This window comes from Streptomyces sp. NPDC005374, assembly GCF_042872225.1.
Lineage (GTDB): Bacteria > Actinomycetota > Actinomycetes > Streptomycetales > Streptomycetaceae > Streptomyces.
In genome coordinates this window covers 149,433-164,809 of the sequence record NZ_JBIAKA010000003.1, presented here as the reverse complement: position 1 = coordinate 164,809, position 15,377 = coordinate 149,433, and the positions used below count along the sequence as shown (strand labels likewise).

Sequence of the window (15,377 nt, the reverse complement as noted above, 5' to 3'; positions counted from 1 at the left end):
GGAAAAAGGGCCGGACACGAAAGGACAGCGGCCGGGACGACAGCCAACCAGTCTACTTCGGCGCCGACGTCTCCTTCGCCCTGTGCACGGCGGGACCGCGCCGCACCGCTCCCGGCGCGTTCCAGTCCTGCCGCCTGCGGGCCCGGTTCCTTGCCGCCTCCGAGGACTGGAGCTGGTAGGGCACCGAGGTCACCATGACGCCCGGCGTGAACAGCAGCCGGCCCTTGAGCCTGAGCGCGCTCTGGTTGTGCAGCAGGTGCTCGTACCAGTGGCCGACCACGTACTCGGGGATGATCACGGACACCACGTCACGCGGCGACTCCTTCCGCAGTCCCTTCACGTAGTCGATGATCGGCCGCGTGATCTCGCGGTACGGCGAGTCGAGCACCTTCAGCGGCACGGTGATCCCGCGCCGTTCCCACTCCTCGCGCAGCGCCTTGGTCTCGGCCGGGTCCACGTTGACGCTGAGCGCCTCCAGGCTGTCGGAGCGCATCAGTTTGGCGTAGGCGAGGGCACGCAGCGCCGGCCGGTGGATCTTGGAGATCAGCACGACGGAGTGGACCCGGGACGGCCGCAGGCTGTCGTCGCCCGGCTCATCGGGAGCGGCGATCTCGTCGGCGACCCGGTCGTAGTGCTTACGGATCGCCGTCATCGTCGCGTAGAAGATGCACATGCCGAGCAGCGCGACCCAGGCGCCGTGCGTGAACTTGGTGACGAGGACGACGACGAGGACGAGCCCGGTGAAGAAGGCGCCGAAGGCGTTGATCGCGCGGGAGCGGATCATGTGGCTGCGCTTCGTGGCGTCCTTCTCGGTGGCCAGGTGGCGGTTCCAGTGCCGGACCATGCCGGTCTGGCTCAGCGTGAAGGACACGAACACGCCGACGATGTAGAGCTGGATCAGCCGGGTCGAGTCGGCCCCGTAGATCCACACCAGGAGTCCGGCGGCGCCGGCCAGCAGCACGATGCCGTTGGAGAAGGCGAGGCGGTCGCCGCGGGTGTGCAGCTGGCGCGGGAGGTAGCGGTCCTGGGCGAGGATCGAGCCGAGCAGCGGGAAGCCGTTGTAGGCGGTGTTCGCGGCGAGGAACAGCACCAGCGCGGTGGCCGCGGCCAGCACGATGAACAGGAAGCTGCCCTTGCCGAAGACGGCCTCGGCGACCTGGGAGATCACCGGGTTCTGCACATACCCGGAGCCGATCGCGACGCCGTTGTGGATCAGGTCGACGGCCGGGTTCTCCGCCATGCGGACCTTGGTCACCGTGGCCAGCACGATGATCCCGCAGAACATGGTGACGGCCAGCAGGCCCATCATCGCGAGCGTGGTCGCCGCGTTCTTCGACTTGGGCTTGCGGAAGGCCGGTACGCCGTTGGAGATGGCCTCGACACCGGTGAGCGCGGCGCAGCCGGAGGAGAAGGCGCGCAGCAGCAGGAAGACAAGGGCGAATCCGGCCAGGCCCTGGTGCTCGGCCTTGATGTGGTAGTCCGCCGTCGGTGCCCGCATGGTGTCGCCGAGCACCAGACCGCGGAACGCACCCCACGCGATCATGATGAAGACGCCCGTGACGAACACGTACGTCGGGATCGCGAACAGCGAGCCGGACTCCTTCATGCCGCGCAGGTTCATCAGCGTGAGCAGGAGGATCACGGCGATCGCGCAGAGCACCTTGTGCTGGACGACGAAGGGCACCGCGGAGCCGAGGTTCTCGATGCCGGAGGCGATGGAGACGGCGACCGTGAGGACGTAGTCGACGAGCAGGGCGCTGGCGACCGTGAGGCCGGCCTTGGGGCCGAGGTTGGTGTTGGCCACCTCGTAGTCGCCGCCGCCGCTCGGGTACGCGTGCACGTTCTGCCGGTAGGAGGCGACCACCGTGAACATCAGCACGACGACCGCCACGGCGATCCAGGGGCTGAAGTGGTACGCCGACACACCCGCGATGGACAGGACCAGCAGCACCTCGCCGGGCGCGTACGCCACGGAGGACAACGGGTCGGAGGCGAACACCGGCAGGGCGATGCGCTTCGGCAGGAGCGTTTCCCCAAGCCGGTCACTGCGCAGGGCGCGCCCGATCAGGATGCGTTTGGGCACGTCGGTCAGTTTGGACACAACAGTGAAGCGTAAGCGTTCGAACGGGCGCCCAACCACCCGGCACCCCGCATCTGCTCTCCGAGTGAAAACCGGCGCCGTCCCGGCTACGAATTCCGCAGGTGGCCGGATACGCATGCCTATATGACAAGACCCCGCCCATCGAGCCCCCGGAGGACCCATGCACACGTCCGCAGAGCTGATCGGCGCCGCGGCGGCCCTCGTCGGCCTGGGATTCCTGACCCTCGCGAGCGTCCGCAGCATCAGCCGCCGCTGACCGGCGCCGGGACACGGCAACCGTGCACAGGGGTGCCGTCGTCCTACCGCGCGTGTGTAGCTTGGGCCTCGGTCTGAGACCCTGATGTGGCTGAGCAGTAACTATTGACACCGGAAGGACGGTCGTGCACATCGTCATCATGGGCTGCGGGAGAGTGGGTTCCGCTCTCGCCCAGACCCTGGAGCAACAGGGGCACACGGTCGCCGTGATCGACCAGGACCCCACCGCCTTCCGACGACTGGGCTCCGGTTTCGGTGGTCGTCGTGTCAACGGAGTCGGCTTCGACCAGGACACCCTGCGCGAGGCGGGCATCGAGGAGGCCGGCGCGTTCGCGGCGGTCTCCAGCGGCGACAACTCCAACATCATCGCCGCGCGCGTGGCCCGCGAGATGTTCGGCATCGAGAACGTCGCGGCCCGCATCTACGACCCCCGGCGCGCCGAGGTCTACCAGCGGCTCGGCATCCCCACGGTGGCCACGGTCCGCTGGACCGCGGACCAGATGCTGCGCCGTCTGCTGCCGTCCGGCGCGGAGCCGCTGTGGCGCGATCCCACCGGCGGTGTCCAGCTGGCCGAGGTGCACGCCTCGACCGCCTGGGTCGGCCACAAGATCAGCAGGATGCAGGAGGAGACGGGCGTCCGCGTGGCGTTCCTGACCCGCCTCGGCGAGGCGATCCTGCCCACCTCGCAGACGGTGCTCCAGGAGGGCGACCTGGTCCACGTGATGATGCGTACGGACGACATCGAGAAGGTCGAGGCGTCCTTCGCCGAGGGCCCCGAGGAAGAGGGCGGTCACTGATGAGGGTCGCCATTGCCGGCGCCGGTGCGGTCGGCCGCTCGATCGCGGGCGAACTGCTGGAGAACGGCCACGAGGTCCTTCTCATCGACAAGGCTCCGACCGCCATCTCGGTCGAGCGGGTCCCCCAGGCGGAGTGGCTGCTCGCCGACGCCTGCGAGATCACCTCCCTGGACGAGGCCGCGCTCCAGCGCTGCAACGTGGCGATCGCCGCGACCGGCGACGACAAGGTCAACCTGGTCGTCTCCCTGCTGGCGAAGACGGAGTACGGCGTCCCGCGCGTCGTCGCACGCGTGAACAACCCGAAGAACGAGTGGCTGTTCAACGAGTCCTGGGGCGTGGACGTCGCCGTCTCGACCCCGCGTCTGATGTCGGCCCTGGTCGAGGAGGCGGTGAGCGTCGGCGACCTGGTCCGGCTGCTCCGTTTCAGCCACGGCGACGCGAACCTCGTCGAACTGACCCTCCCGGAGGAGTCGGCCCTGGCCGGCACGCAGGTCGGCGATGTGGAGTGGCCGGAGGACACCTCCCTGGTCACCATCATCCGCGGCACCCGCGTCCTGACCCCGACCCGGGAGGACTCCCTGGAGGCCGGCGACGAACTGCTGTTCGTGGCGGCCCAGGCCCGCGAGGAACAGCTGGAGGACCTGCTGTCGGTGCGCCGGGAGGACACGGCGAGCTGAGGTCTTCGAGGGGTACGACGGCGAAGGGCGCCCTGCGTGTGCAGGGCGCCCTTCGCCGTCGTCACGGAGGCAACGGCAGGCTGGAGCGGCGGGGCCTACGCCTCGCGCCGGTGCCGCCCGGCCGCGGCCTCGGCGTCCCCATGCTCCGCGGACTGCGCCGCCTTGCGCTCCTCTTCGGCCTTCTCGGCGGCTTCCATCTCCGCGAACACGTCGATCGGGGCCGGCGCCTTCGCGAGGAAGACCCAGGTCAGCCACACGGCCAGCAGGAACGGCGGGATCTTCAGGGCGATCAGGACCCAGCCGAGCTGCGCGGTGTTGGCCCACCAGTACAGCGGGAAGAGGATCGCGCACTTGGCGAGCAGGATCGCGCCCCAGGCGTAACTGGCCTTGGCGTACGCCTTCTTGCGGCCCGGGTTGCGGGTGCGCCAGGAAAGGTTCTCCTTGAAGACCGGGCCGAGGATGAGACCGATCAGCGGGACTCCGGCCAGGGTCGTGATGATGTACGCCAGGCCGAGGCCCAGGGTGTACAGCATGCCGGGGAGGTAGAAGTCCTTGGCGTTGCCCGTCATCATCGCGAAGACGACACCGAAGGCGACGCCGAAGACACCGCTGAACGCGTGCTTGACGGTGTCCCTCATCGCCAGGCGGACCACGACGAGCAGCAGGGACACCGCGAGGGCGGCGATCGCCGACAGGTGCAGGTCCTTGTTGATCGTGAAGATCGTGACGAAGAGGAGGCCTGGCAGAACCGTCTCGACCATGCCCCGGACGCCGCCGAAGGCCTCGAACAGGGCGGCCTCGGTCACCGCCCGTGCGTCGTCGGCCTGAGTGTCTTGGGTCGGCTTGTCGAGAGACGTCACCGGCTACTCCCGTCCGAGGGGTCTGAGTTCGTATTTCGGATTGAACAGCACCCGGCGGCCCCGGCTCATCGAGACCCGCCCCGATGCGATCAGCTTGCGCCCCGGTTCTATGCCCACGATGGAGCGTCTGCCGAGCCACACCACGTCCAGGGCGGCGGAGCCGTCGAACAGCTCGGCCTCCAGGGCCGGGACGCCCGCACGCGGCCGCAGGGTGACCGTGCGCAAGGTACCAGTAACGGTCACGATCTGACGGTCGTGGCAGTCGCCGATCCGGGTACAGCCGGTGGTCTCGGCGTCCTCACGCAGCTCCTCGGACTCCAGGTCCTCCTGCGACGAGGAGAGCCGGTCGAGCATGCGCCGGAACCGGCCCACCGGCTTCTCGGAACGAGGGACAGCACTCATATCCGAAAGCGTACCGGGGTGCGCCGACAGCGTTGTACCCACAGCACTGGCGTTCGAACCGATATCCCGCCGCCAACGCTCACCTCTCGGTGATGCCCCACCCTCCGGGGGACGACCCCCGGCCCCCCAGCCGACCCCACAGCTCACCTCTCGAACCGATACCCCATGCCCGGCTCCGTGATGAAGTGCTTCGGATGGGACGGGTCCGCCTCCAGCTTCCTCCTCAGCTGGGCCATGTAGACCCGCAGGTAGTTGGTCTCCGTCCCGTAGGAGGGCCCCCACACCTCCTGGAGGAGCTGCTTCTGGCCGACCAGCCGGCCGGTGTTGCGGACCAGCACCTCCAGCAGGTGCCACTCGGTGGGCGTGAGCCGTACGTCCCTGCCGTGCCGCTGGACCTTCTTCGCGGCCAGGTCGACCGTGAACTCGTCGGTCTCCACCAGGACGTCGTCCTCCTCGCCGGCCCCGGTGGGCTCGGCGCGGCGCACGGCGGCCCGGAGCCGGGCCAGCAGCTCGTCCATGCCGAAGGGCTTGGTGACGTAGTCGTCGGCGCCCGCGTCCAGCGCCTCGACCTTCTCGTCGGAGGAATGCCGGGCGGACAGCACGAGGATCGGCACCCGGGTCCAGCCGCGCAGCCCCCTGATCACCTCGACGCCGTCCATGTCGGGCAGGCCCAGGTCGAGGACGACCACGTCGGGGTGGCGGGCGGCGGCGAGCCGCAGGGCCGTGGCACCGTCGTGCGCCGCGTCGACCTCGTACTTGCGCGCCTTGAGGTTGATCACGAGGGCGCGCACGATCTGCGGCTCGTCGTCGATGACCAGCACTCTGGTCATGTGGCCTGCCTTTCGGGTTCTGCGTGAAGTTCGTCGGACGGCTCGGCACTCGCCGCCCGCAGCGTCAGCACCATGGTGAGGCCACCGCCGGGTGTGTCCTCGGCATTGAGGGTGCCGTTCATGGCCTCGGCGAAACCCCGGGCCACCGCGAGCCCGAGCCCGACCCCGGCACCGCGCGGGGCGTCGCCGTAGCGCTGGAAGGGCTCGAAGATGCGTTCCTTCGCCTCGTCGGGGACGCCGGGGCCGCGGTCGACGACCCGCACCTCGACCCGGTCGGCGATGGCACTGGCGGACACCCAGACGGGGGTGCCGGGCGGGCTGTACTTGACGGCGTTCTCGACCAGGTTGGCCACCGAGCGCTCCAGGAGCCCAGGGTCGACGGCGACCATCGGCAGGGTCTCCGGAACGTCCAGCTCCACGCTTCCGTCGGGCACCCCGCCGAGCGCCATCGGCACCACCTCGTCGAGGTCGATCTCGCGGATGAGCGCGGTGACGGTGCCGGTCTGGAGGCGGGACATGTCGAGCAGGTTGCCCACCAGGTGGTCGAGCCGGTCGGCGCCCTCCTCGATCCCCTCCAGGAGCTCCGCCTGATCCTCCTCGGACCACGCCACGTCGTCGGACCTCAGGGACGACACGGCCGCCTTGATCCCGGCCAGGGGTGTGCGCAGGTCATGGCTCACGGCGGCCAGGAGCGCCGTACGGATCCGGTTGCCCTCGGCCAGCGTGCGGGCCTGGTCGGCCTCCTCCTGGAGCCTGTGCCGGTCCAGGACGACGGCGGCCTGGGCGGCGAAGGCGGCCAGCACCCGGCGGTCCTCGGCGGGCAGCACCCGGCCGGTGAGCGCGAGCGCCATGTGGTCCCCCACCGGCATGTCGACGTCGGCGTCCTCCGGCCGCTCCACGGGCGGCCCGAGACCGACGCGGCCGGCACATGTCCAGGGCTCCACGTCACCCGCCCGCTCCAGCAGGGCCGCCGACTCCATGCCGAAGGTCTCCCGAACGCGTTCCAGGAGCTCCTCCAGACCGGTCTCGCCGCGCAGCACGTTCCCGGCGAGGAAGGACAGGATCTCCGACTCGGCGCGCAGCCGGGCGGCCTGGTGGGTGCGGCGGGCGGCGAGGTCGACCACGGAGGCCACCGAGATGCCGACGCCTACGAAGATCACGATGGCGACGATGTTCTTCGGGTCGGCGATGGTCCAGCGGTGCAGGGGCGGTGTGTAGAAGTAGTTCAGCAGCAGCGAGCCGACCGCGGCCGAGGCCAGTGCCGGGAACAGTCCGCCGAGCAGGGCGGCGGCCACCACGACCGCCAGGAACAGCAGCATGTCGTTGGCGAGGCCGAGGTCGACGGTGTTGAGGAGGACCGCCAGGAACGCCGGGCCGGTCATGCCGACCAGCCATCCCCACAGGATCCTGGCCCGCCCGAGCCGTGCGCCCCGGGCGACGGGCAGTCCACGTCCCTTGGCGACCTCGTCGTGGGTGACGATGTGCACGTCCAGGTCGGGTCCCGACTCCCGGGCCACCGTGGCGCCGACGCCGGGTCCGAAGACGTACTGCCAGGTCTTGCGGCGGGAGGAGCCGAGGACGATCTGGGTGGCGTTGACCCCGCGCGCGAAGTCGAGCAGCGCGGCCGGTATGTCGTCGCCGACCACGTGGTGGAAGGTGCCACCGAGGTCCTCGGCCAGGGTGCGCTGGACGGCGAGTTCCTTGGGCGAGGCGGAGGTCAGCCCGTCGCTGCGGGATATGTAGACGGCGAGCACCTCACCGCCGGCGCCCTTCTCGGCCAGCCTCGCGGCCCGCCGGATCAGCGTCCGGCCCTCCGGCCCGCCGGTCAGCCCGACCACGATCCGCTCTCTGGACCCCCAGATCTTCGAGACGCGGTGCTCGCTGCGGTACTGCTTGAGGTACTCGTCGACCCGGTCGGCCACCCACAGCAGCGCGAGTTCGCGCAGCGCGGTGAGGTTGCCGGGGCGGAAGTAGTTGGAGAGGGCCGCGTCGACCTTGTCCGGCTGGTAGACGTTGCCGTGCGCCATCCGCCGCCGTAGCGCCTGGGGCGACATGTCGACAAGCTCGATCTGGTCGGCGCGCCGCACGAACTCGTCGGGCACGGTCTCCTGCTGCCGCACCCCGGTGATCGACTCGACCACGTCGCCGAGTGACTCCAGATGCTGGATGTTGACGGTCGAGACCACGTCGATTCCGGCCGCGAGCAGTTCCTCCACGTCCTGCCAGCGCTTGGCGTTGCGGGAGCCCGGGATATTGGTGTGGGCGAGTTCGTCCACCAGGGCGACGGCGGGGGCGCGGCGCAGGACGGCATCGACGTCCATCTCGGTGAAGACCGAGTCGCGGTACTCCAGCTCCCTGCGCGGGATCTCCTCGAGACCGTGCAGCATCACCTCGGTGCGCGGCCGCCCGTGGTGCTCCACGAAGCCCACGGCACAGTCGGTGCCCCGCTCGGTTCTGCGATGCGCCTCCGACAGCATCGCGTACGTCTTGCCGACGCCCGGTGCCGCACCGAGGTATATCCGAAGCCTGCCGCGTCCCATGGATCCATTGTCTTCCGGTCACTACTGCCTACGCAGCGTCGACCCTACGGCCAAGAATCCCGGCCGACGGTCCCGGGACCGCCCCGGAGACCGTCTTTGACGCAACCCTGACGGCCCGGCCTGCCACCCCCTTCCAGTACGCCCCAGCGGTCTCAGTTCGGGTTGTCCCCGTGCGTGAGGGTCTCCCACGCCACGAAGAGGTTGTTGCTCCCCGCCGGCCGGTTCCGCTCGGTCAGCGTCTGCGTGTTAGTCATGCCCATGCCAATCCTGTTGTGCAGCGCGTTGTACCCGACCTCGGTGACCGGCCCGAGCCCGAGCTTCAGCGACCCGCCGCACAGCCAGCCGGGTACGGCCGTCCCCAGCTCGTACTTCGCCTGGAACCCCAGCGCCTGCCGAAGCCGCTCGCCCACGTCGGTGCCGTAGAGGTCCTGCTTCTGGATCCGGCCGGTCTCGGCGACGTGCGAGATCGCGGAGATGCCGTATCCGGTGTGCGTGAGGTCCCGGCAGGTCTCCTGAGTGAGCCCGGTGACGAAGGTCGACTGTCCCTGCCAGTAACCGACGATCTTGTCCCGGGTGTTGAGGTTCTGGCTCGGCACGGTCCTCGGCAGCTCACCGTCGGAGTCGAGGTACACATAGGCGGCGGTACGGGTGCGGAACTTCGCCATGGCCTTGTCGTACGACGTCTTGTCCTCGAGGAAGACGGAGATGCCGACGGCCGCCTCCGTCATCGACAGCTCCCAGTTGCCGTTGGAGTTCGAGCCGTTGATGACCTCCGGCAGATAGACGGTGCGCAACATGGTCGCGAAGCGCCCGGAGTTCGCCCAGCTCCCGCTGTACGTGTACTTGATGATCTCGGCGGCCCTGGGCCACGAGGAGCCCGCCCAGCCGGTCTGCAGGGGCGCGTTGCTGTTGGTGTGGTCCGCGATGACAGCCGACCAGGCGTCCATGAGCTGGATGGCCTTCTTGGCGTACCGCTCGTCCCGGGTGATGTACCAGGCGAGGGCGTCGGTGTAGGCGGCGATCGCGTCCTCGCGCTCGTCGGTGCAGCCGTAGTTGGGGTTCGAGTACGACCCGCACTCGACGACCGCGCGCGGCTTGGGCGTGCGGTTCAGATCGGCGTACCGGCTCGCCAGCATCGCATCGAAGGCGCCCTTCCAGGGCTGGGCGCCGGCGTCGACCTTGCCGCGGACGAAGTCCAACTGCCCCTGGGAGACAGTGACTCCGGGATGGACGAAGGTGGCGGGAGCGGCGTCGGCGGGCCGGGCGAGGACACCCAGGGCGAACGCGGTGACGACCACCAGCCGTACGGAATGGTGCATAGCGGCTCCGTTCTCGTATGTGAACGTGAAGCGCCCCTATGAACATAGGCGTTGGCGGATGACCGTAGGTACAGACCAATACACCGTCAAGACCCCGCGCACGAAAAAGGGCCGCACCCCTGGCGGGGTACGGCCCTCGACGTCGTACGGCTAGCGGACCTCGGTGATCTCCGGGCCGCGCTGCAACTGGCCCATGCCTCCGGAGAAGCGCGAGCCCTCGTCCTGCTGCTGGACTCCCTCGGGGACCATCTGGGCGTCGTTCGGCAGCTTCAGGACGATCGGGTCGCGGGGCGCCATCGGGCCCTCACCGCGCACCACGACGGTGTCCCGGAAGATCTGCTCCAGAAGCCCGGCCGCCTGCGGCTGCACCGCGCCCTGACCCGAGATCACACCGCGCAGGAACCAGCGCGGGCCGTCCACACCCACGAACCGCACGACCTGGAAGCCGCCCGTGCCGTCCGGCAGCTGCACCGGCACCTGGGCACGCAACTCCCAGCCCAGCGGCCCCTCGACCTCGTCGATGATGCCGCCCTGCTGGGTGATCCCGGAGCCGATCTCCTCGCGCACCTCGCCCCAGATGCCCTCGCGCTTGGGAGCGGCGAAGGCCTGGAGCTGGATGGCGCTGTCGCGCAGCACGACGGTGGCCGCGACGATCGCGTCGCCCGCGACCTCGACCCGCAGCTCCATGCCCTCGACACCCGGCACGAACAGACCGCCCAGGTCCACCCGGCCCTCGGCAGGGTCACGGACCTCGGTGTCGTCCCAGGGCCCGTCGGGGCGCGGTTCCGGCTCCAGCCGTACGCGCTCGCGCTCGCCCTCTACGTCGTCCGCCTCAGTGTCGACACTGTCGACGACCTGCTCGGCCTCGCCGGCCGCGTCCTCGGCGGCACCCTTCTTCTTGCGACGTCCGAACACGTCACTGTCCTTCCCGGTCGGATACGACCGATGCGTATCGATTCCCACCCGTTGTGCCGCCCACGGCGGCCTCTGCGCTTGTATCGCCCCCGTCGCCCACGGCGGCGTGACCGCCGGTGGACCCGAAGCCCCCCTCGGCCCGCGCCGATCCGGGAAGCTCCGCGACCTCCTGGAAGCGGACCCGTTCGACCTGCTGGACCACGAGTTGGGCAATCCGGTCGAAGCGCTCGAACCGCACCGACTCGTGCGGGTCGAGATTCACCACGATCACCTTGATCTCCCCACGGTACCCGGCATCAACCGTCCCCGGGGCATTCACGAGAGCGACACCGCAGCGGGCGGCGAGCCCAGATCGGGGATGCACGAAGGCCGCGTACCCCTCCGGCAGCGCCACAGACACCCCCGTGGGCAGCACGGCCCGCTCGCCCGGCTTCAGTTCACGGCTCTCGGTGGTCCGCAGATCGGCCCCCGCGTCACCGGGGTGCGCGTACGCCGGAAGCGGTACGTCCGGGTCGACGCGCCGGATCAGCACGTTCAGGGGGGCACGGCTCACGGGTTCACCTCGAAGGCACGGGCACGGCGGACCTGGTCCGGGTCGTCCATGGCGGCCCGGATCTCCTCCGGGCGGCCGTTGTCGATGAAGTGGTCCACCTTGACCTCGATGAACAGGGCGTCGGCCCGGACCGCGACGGGCCCCTCGGGGCCGCCGATCCGGCCGGTCGCGGTCGAGTAGATCTTCCGCCCGGCCACCGCGGTCACCTCGGCCTCCAGGTGCAGCACCGTGTCCACGGGCACCGGACGCACGAAGTCGGTCTCCAGACGGCCGGTCACGGCGATCGTGCGCAGCAGCCAGTTGAGCGAGCCCAGGGTCTCGTCGAGGGCGGTCGCGAGCACCCCGCCGTGCGCGAGTCCGGGAGCTCCCTGATGGGCGGGGCGCACGGTGAACTCGGCGGTGACCGAGACCCCCTCGCCGGCCCGCGCCTCCAGGTGCAGCCCATGGGGCTGGTCGCCGCCACAGCCGAAACACCGGCCGTAGTGCGCACCGAGCAGCTCACCGGGCGCGGGGGCGTCCGGGTGCCGCACCGGGTGCGCCGCGTCGGCGGGAGGCTCGAGAGCCGGGGAAGTACCACTCACAGGCGCAGACCTTACCCGCCCGCCCGTCACCCACCGCCACCCTGCCTGACAGCACTTCGCGCCGACTCCCCCTGACAGTGGCTCTGTCCGCACACCGTGCCAAGCTTGGCTCATGCAGCCCTCCGCCGCCCCGTACGACGAACGCCTCACCGCCCCCCGCTCCTGGTGGCTGATCTCCTTCCTGGTCGGGGTGGCCTTCGCGCTGATCCTGCTCCCGTTCGGGACGCTTCCCCTGCTCGGCGGCCTGGTCGGCGGCACCGCCGTGGCGGCGGTCCTCGCGAGTTCCTACGGCTCGCTGCGCATCCGCATCGTGGGGGACTCCCTGATCGCGGGCGAGGCGAAGATCCCGGTGTCGGCGCTGGGCGACGCGGAGGTCCTGGATCCGGAGGAGACCCGGGCCTGGCGGACCTACAAGGCCGACACCCGCGCCTTCCTGTTGCTGCGCGCCTACATCCCCACCGCGCTGAAGGTGGAGGTCACGGATCCGGACGACCCGACGCCGTACCTGTACCTGTCGACCCGGGAGCCGGAGCGGCTGGCCGAGGCACTGAAGGCGGCCCGGACGGCCGCCTCCTAGAAAGTTCGTGCAGGGTTTCACCCGGCGGTGGGGCCCGGGGCCGCCGGTGGAGCCGGGAGTCTCACGGAAGTCTTACCGGGCGGTGGTCCTGTCCCGCTTCAGCGGCCGAGCTCCTTGGCGATGTCGCCGATCTCCAGCGGGTTCGCCGGTGCCTCCAGGGCCGGCAGGCCGGGGAGCTCGTCCCAGGGCACCTGGACCCTGCGCAGGTCCTTGCGGATCCGCTCGGCGAGCTTTCTGGTGTCCCGGCGGTTCATGACCGCTCCTACGGCCGCGCCGACCAGGAACGGCATCAGGTTCGGCAGGTCGCGGACCATCCGCTTCATGATCTGCTGCCGCAGCTGCTGCTTCATCTGGCTGTTGAGCGCGCCGCCCACACTCGACGGCTTCTTCACGTCGATCCCGCGCTCCCCCGACCAGGAGTTGAGGTACGCGGTGCTGCGCTCCTTGAGGTTGCCGGGCGGCCGCACTCCGTAGACCTCGTGGAGTTCGGCGATCAGCTTCAGCTCGATCGCGGCCACGCCGGTGATCTCGGCGGCCAGTTCGGCCGGCATCGCCGGCGGCACGGGAAGCATCGCCGCCGCACCGACCCCCGCTCCGACCGTCGCCGTGGCGCTCGCGGCGCCCGTGACGAGTTTGTCCGCGAGCTCCTCCGGTCCGAGACCGGGGAACTGGCGGCGGAGGGTCGCGAGGTCCCGTACGGGGACACGCGGGGCGTTCTCGATGATCCGGTCGGCGAGGTACGCCAGGCCCGCCCTGGCCCGGCTGCCGCCCTTGCGGACCCCTTCCCGGGCCCTGTCCCGGATCGCCGCCACCCGTCGTTTCGCGACGGGCGCGGGCGTCCCGGTCTGCCCGGTCGGCGCCGGGAGGTCAGCCCGGTCGACCGCCGGTTCGAGCGAGGCTCCCGGATCGGAAGAGCCCCGCTCGTCGTCACGCGCGCCATGAGGACCGTCGGACGGCCCCTGGTCCGCTCCCTGCAGGGGGGAGCGGCGCTTCCAAGGTGGGGTCGAGCCAGTCATGCCCGACCCGCCCTCAGTCGCAGTCGCGGCAGATCGGCTGGCCGTTCTTCTCTCGGGCCAGCTGACTGCGGTGGTGCACCAGGAAGCAGCTCATGCAGGTGAACTCGTCCTGCTGCTTGGGCAGTACCCGGACGGCCAGCTCTTCGTTCGAGAGGTCCGCTCCGGGCAGTTCCAGGCCTTCTGCGGCCTCGAACTCGTCGACGTCCACGGCGGACGTGGACTTGTCGTTCCGACGGGCCTTGAGCTCTTCAAGGCTGTCCGAGTCAACGTCGTCGTCGGTCTTGCGTGGGGTGTCGTAATCCGTTGCCATGTCGCTCTCCCCCTCTGGGTTTCTGCGGTGTCTCCAGCGCACGTAACGCGTGAGAGGCCGGACTTGTGCCCGACCTGAGGCGGAGATTTTGCCTCACATCAAGGTCTGTTACTCAATCGACACCCAACCGGACCCCTCTTGAGTGATCGGGTTGGATGGCGATCGGGACCGTACACGGTCCGAATCCCGCACTTCAAAGGCGTCTCACCGTGTACTTCCCGTGATCAGGAGCCCTGAAAACCAGGATGTTCCCGGCTTTCCGACAGGGTGCATGATCACCGAGAGTAGATGGCGGGAAAATCTCCCTTGTGATCGATCACACACGAAACTGTCCGTTCCTTGCCCAGAAAATTCCGCGCAAAGCGAACATCCCTGTGTGTCGGTCTCAGTGCGGGGGCCATGATCTCAGACAGGCAGGGTGACTCGCATCACGAGCCCACCCCCTTCGCGCGGCTGAGCCGTGATGTGCCCGCCGTGTGCCCGTGCGACGGACCGCACGATGGACAGACCGAGCCCGACGCCCTTGTCGCTGCCGGTGCGGTCGGCCCCGCGCAGCCGCTTGAACGGCTCGAAGAGATTGTCGACCTCGTACGCCGGCACGACCGGGCCCGTGTTGGACACCGTGAGCACCGCGTGGCCGTGCTGGACCTCCGTGGTCACCTCGACCCAGCCGTCCTCGGACACGTTGTACCGCACGGCGTTCTGCACCAGGTTGAGGGCGATCCGCTCCAGCAGGACGCCGTTGCCCTGGACCACCGCCGACTTCTGCTCGCCGCGGATCGCCACACCTTTGGCCTCCGCCTCGCCGTGCACCTGGTCGACCGCCTGCTCGGCCACCTCGGCGAGGTCCACCGGCTTGCGCTCGACGATCTGGTTGTCGCTGCGGGCGAGCAGCAGCAGCCCCTCCACGAGCTGCTCGCTGCGTTCGTTGGTGGCCAGCAGCGTCTTGCCGAGCTGCTGGAGCTCCACCGGTGCCCCCGGATCCGACAGATGCACCTCCAGGAGCGTGCGGTTGATCGCCAGCGGTGTCCGCAGCTCGTGCGAGGCGTTGCCGACGAAGCGCTGCTGGGCCGTGAAGGCCCGCTCCAGACGCTCCAGCATGTCGTCGAAGGTGTCGGCCAGTTCCTTGAGCTCGTCGTCCGGGCCGTCCAGCTCGATACGGCGCGAGAGGTCCGAGCCCGCCACCGCGCGCGCGGTGCGCAGGATCCGGCCGAGCGGCGACAGGACGCGTCCCGCCATCGCATAGCCGAAGGCGAAGGCGATGATCGCGAGACCGAGCAGGGCCAGCAGCGAGCGGCTGAGCAGGTTGTCCAGGGCGTGCTGGCGCTGCACGTTGACGCAGTCGGCCATCGCCTTGTTCATGACGTCGGGCGACGCGTTCGACGGCAGGTTGCAGGTGTCACTGGCGAGACTGCCTGCGGTGATCTTGAAGGGCAGGTCACTACCGACGTTCAGCGCCTGGGCGGCGATCAAGTAGATGATCGACAGCAGCAGAATGCCCGCGATCAGGAACATGCCGCCGTAGAGCAGGGTGAGCCTTATGCGGATCGTCGGGCGCAGCCAGGGCAGCTGCGGCGCCGGTCGCCTGGGGTCCCAGGTGGGCTTCGGAGGTGCCTGGGGAGGAGCGGGATTCGAGGCCACGGG

At 69.7% G+C, this 15,377-nt stretch carries 15 protein-coding genes; 3 read left to right on the top strand and 12 right to left on the bottom strand.

What is annotated here, in order from left to right:
- Positions 1-52: 52 nt before the first annotated feature.
- The gene (locus tag ACFYRX_RS09195; protein ID WP_389097708.1) at positions 53-2,101 is read right to left on the bottom strand and encodes an APC family permease; all 2,049 of its coding nucleotides are present in this window, start codon (positions 2,099-2,101) and stop codon (positions 53-55) included.
- 380 nt (positions 2,102-2,481) lie between these two features.
- Between ACFYRX_RS09195 and ACFYRX_RS09190 the strand changes: the two genes are divergently transcribed.
- Positions 2,482-3,153: a TrkA family potassium uptake protein gene (locus ACFYRX_RS09190; RefSeq protein WP_328751083.1), complete on the top strand. Its 672-nt coding sequence runs from the start codon at positions 2,482-2,484 to the stop codon at positions 3,151-3,153.
- Positions 3,153-3,830 carry a TrkA family potassium uptake protein gene (locus tag ACFYRX_RS09185; protein ID WP_328751082.1) on the top strand — a complete coding sequence of 226 codons (678 nt, stop codon included), beginning with the start codon at positions 3,153-3,155 and terminating at the stop codon, positions 3,828-3,830. The genes ACFYRX_RS09190 and ACFYRX_RS09185 overlap by 1 nt, the downstream gene beginning before the upstream one ends.
- A gap of 95 nt (positions 3,831-3,925) precedes the next feature.
- Here the strand turns inward: ACFYRX_RS09185 and ACFYRX_RS09180 are convergent, their stop codons facing one another.
- From ACFYRX_RS09180 to ACFYRX_RS09145, 8 genes are all read right to left on the bottom strand, one after another.
- Positions 3,926-4,690, bottom strand: coding sequence for a DUF3159 domain-containing protein (locus ACFYRX_RS09180; protein ID WP_389097707.1), 765 nt, complete (start codon positions 4,688-4,690; stop codon positions 3,926-3,928).
- Positions 4,691-4,693: 3 nt separating this feature from the next.
- Entirely contained in the window at positions 4,694-5,092 is a 399-nt protein-coding gene (locus ACFYRX_RS09175) for an OB-fold nucleic acid binding domain-containing protein (RefSeq protein ID WP_389097706.1), read from the bottom strand.
- 143 nt (positions 5,093-5,235) lie between these two features.
- Positions 5,236-5,922 (bottom strand): response regulator, encoded by a 687-nt coding sequence (locus ACFYRX_RS09170; protein WP_389097705.1) that lies wholly within the window; start codon positions 5,920-5,922, stop codon positions 5,236-5,238.
- A complete protein-coding gene (locus ACFYRX_RS09165) occupies positions 5,919-8,462 on the bottom strand; it encodes an ATP-binding protein (RefSeq protein ID WP_389097704.1) in 2,544 nt (847 codons plus the stop codon). The genes ACFYRX_RS09170 and ACFYRX_RS09165 overlap by 4 nt, the downstream gene beginning before the upstream one ends.
- Positions 8,463-8,614: 152 nt before the next feature.
- Positions 8,615-9,781, bottom strand: a complete 1,167-nt coding sequence (locus ACFYRX_RS09160; RefSeq protein WP_389097703.1) for an alginate lyase family protein — start codon at positions 9,779-9,781, stop codon at positions 8,615-8,617.
- A gap of 150 nt (positions 9,782-9,931) precedes the next feature.
- Positions 9,932-10,696 (bottom strand): DUF3710 domain-containing protein, encoded by a 765-nt coding sequence (locus tag ACFYRX_RS09155; RefSeq protein ID WP_389097702.1) that lies wholly within the window; start codon positions 10,694-10,696, stop codon positions 9,932-9,934.
- Between the two features lies 1 nt (position 10,697).
- Positions 10,698-11,249 carry a dUTP diphosphatase gene (gene dut, locus ACFYRX_RS09150; RefSeq protein WP_389097701.1) on the bottom strand — a complete coding sequence of 184 codons (552 nt, stop codon included), beginning with the start codon at positions 11,247-11,249 and terminating at the stop codon, positions 10,698-10,700.
- On the bottom strand, positions 11,246-11,830 hold the full coding sequence (locus tag ACFYRX_RS09145) for a PaaI family thioesterase (protein WP_389097700.1): 585 nt from the start codon (positions 11,828-11,830) through the stop codon (positions 11,246-11,248). The genes dut and ACFYRX_RS09145 overlap by 4 nt, the downstream gene beginning before the upstream one ends.
- 112 nt (positions 11,831-11,942) lie before the next feature.
- Here ACFYRX_RS09145 and ACFYRX_RS09140 point away from each other — a divergent pair, with 112 nt between their 5' ends.
- Positions 11,943-12,407, top strand: coding sequence for a DUF3093 domain-containing protein (locus ACFYRX_RS09140; RefSeq protein ID WP_389097699.1), 465 nt, complete (start codon positions 11,943-11,945; stop codon positions 12,405-12,407).
- 98 nt (positions 12,408-12,505) lie between these two features.
- On the opposite strand, the gene ACFYRX_RS09135 is transcribed toward ACFYRX_RS09140, so the two are convergent.
- From ACFYRX_RS09135 to ACFYRX_RS09125, 3 genes are all read right to left on the bottom strand, one after another.
- Positions 12,506-13,423: a hypothetical protein gene (locus ACFYRX_RS09135; RefSeq protein WP_389097698.1), complete on the bottom strand. Its 918-nt coding sequence runs from the start codon at positions 13,421-13,423 to the stop codon at positions 12,506-12,508.
- Between the two features lie 13 nt (positions 13,424-13,436).
- Positions 13,437-13,733: a DUF4193 domain-containing protein gene (locus ACFYRX_RS09130; RefSeq protein ID WP_005481602.1), complete on the bottom strand. Its 297-nt coding sequence runs from the start codon at positions 13,731-13,733 to the stop codon at positions 13,437-13,439.
- 405 nt (positions 13,734-14,138) lie between these two features.
- Positions 14,139-15,374: a sensor histidine kinase gene (locus tag ACFYRX_RS09125; RefSeq protein ID WP_389097697.1), complete on the bottom strand. Its 1,236-nt coding sequence runs from the start codon at positions 15,372-15,374 to the stop codon at positions 14,139-14,141.
- Positions 15,375-15,377 lie beyond the last annotated feature (3 nt).

Bases quoted from the DNA above. Each gene is read 5' to 3' on its own strand.
- ACFYRX_RS09185 (WP_328751082.1), top strand. From the start codon at position 3,153: ATGAGGGTCGCCATTGCCGGCGCCGGTGCGGTCGGCCGCTCGATCGCG.
- ACFYRX_RS09175 (WP_389097706.1), bottom strand. From the start codon at position 5,092: ATGAGTGCTGTCCCTCGTTCCGAGAAGCCGGTGGGCCGGTTCCGGCGC.
- ACFYRX_RS09170 (WP_389097705.1), bottom strand. From the start codon at position 5,922: ATGACCAGAGTGCTGGTCATCGACGACGAGCCGCAGATCGTGCGCGCC.
- ACFYRX_RS09165 (WP_389097704.1), bottom strand. From the start codon at position 8,462: ATGGGACGCGGCAGGCTTCGGATATACCTCGGTGCGGCACCGGGCGTC.
- ACFYRX_RS09160 (WP_389097703.1), bottom strand. From the start codon at position 9,781: ATGCACCATTCCGTACGGCTGGTGGTCGTCACCGCGTTCGCCCTGGGT.
- ACFYRX_RS09140 (WP_389097699.1), top strand. From the start codon at position 11,943: ATGCAGCCCTCCGCCGCCCCGTACGACGAACGCCTCACCGCCCCCCGC.
- ACFYRX_RS09135 (WP_389097698.1), bottom strand. From the start codon at position 13,423: ATGACTGGCTCGACCCCACCTTGGAAGCGCCGCTCCCCCCTGCAGGGA.
- ACFYRX_RS09130 (WP_005481602.1), bottom strand. From the start codon at position 13,733: ATGGCAACGGATTACGACACCCCACGCAAGACCGACGACGACGTTGAC.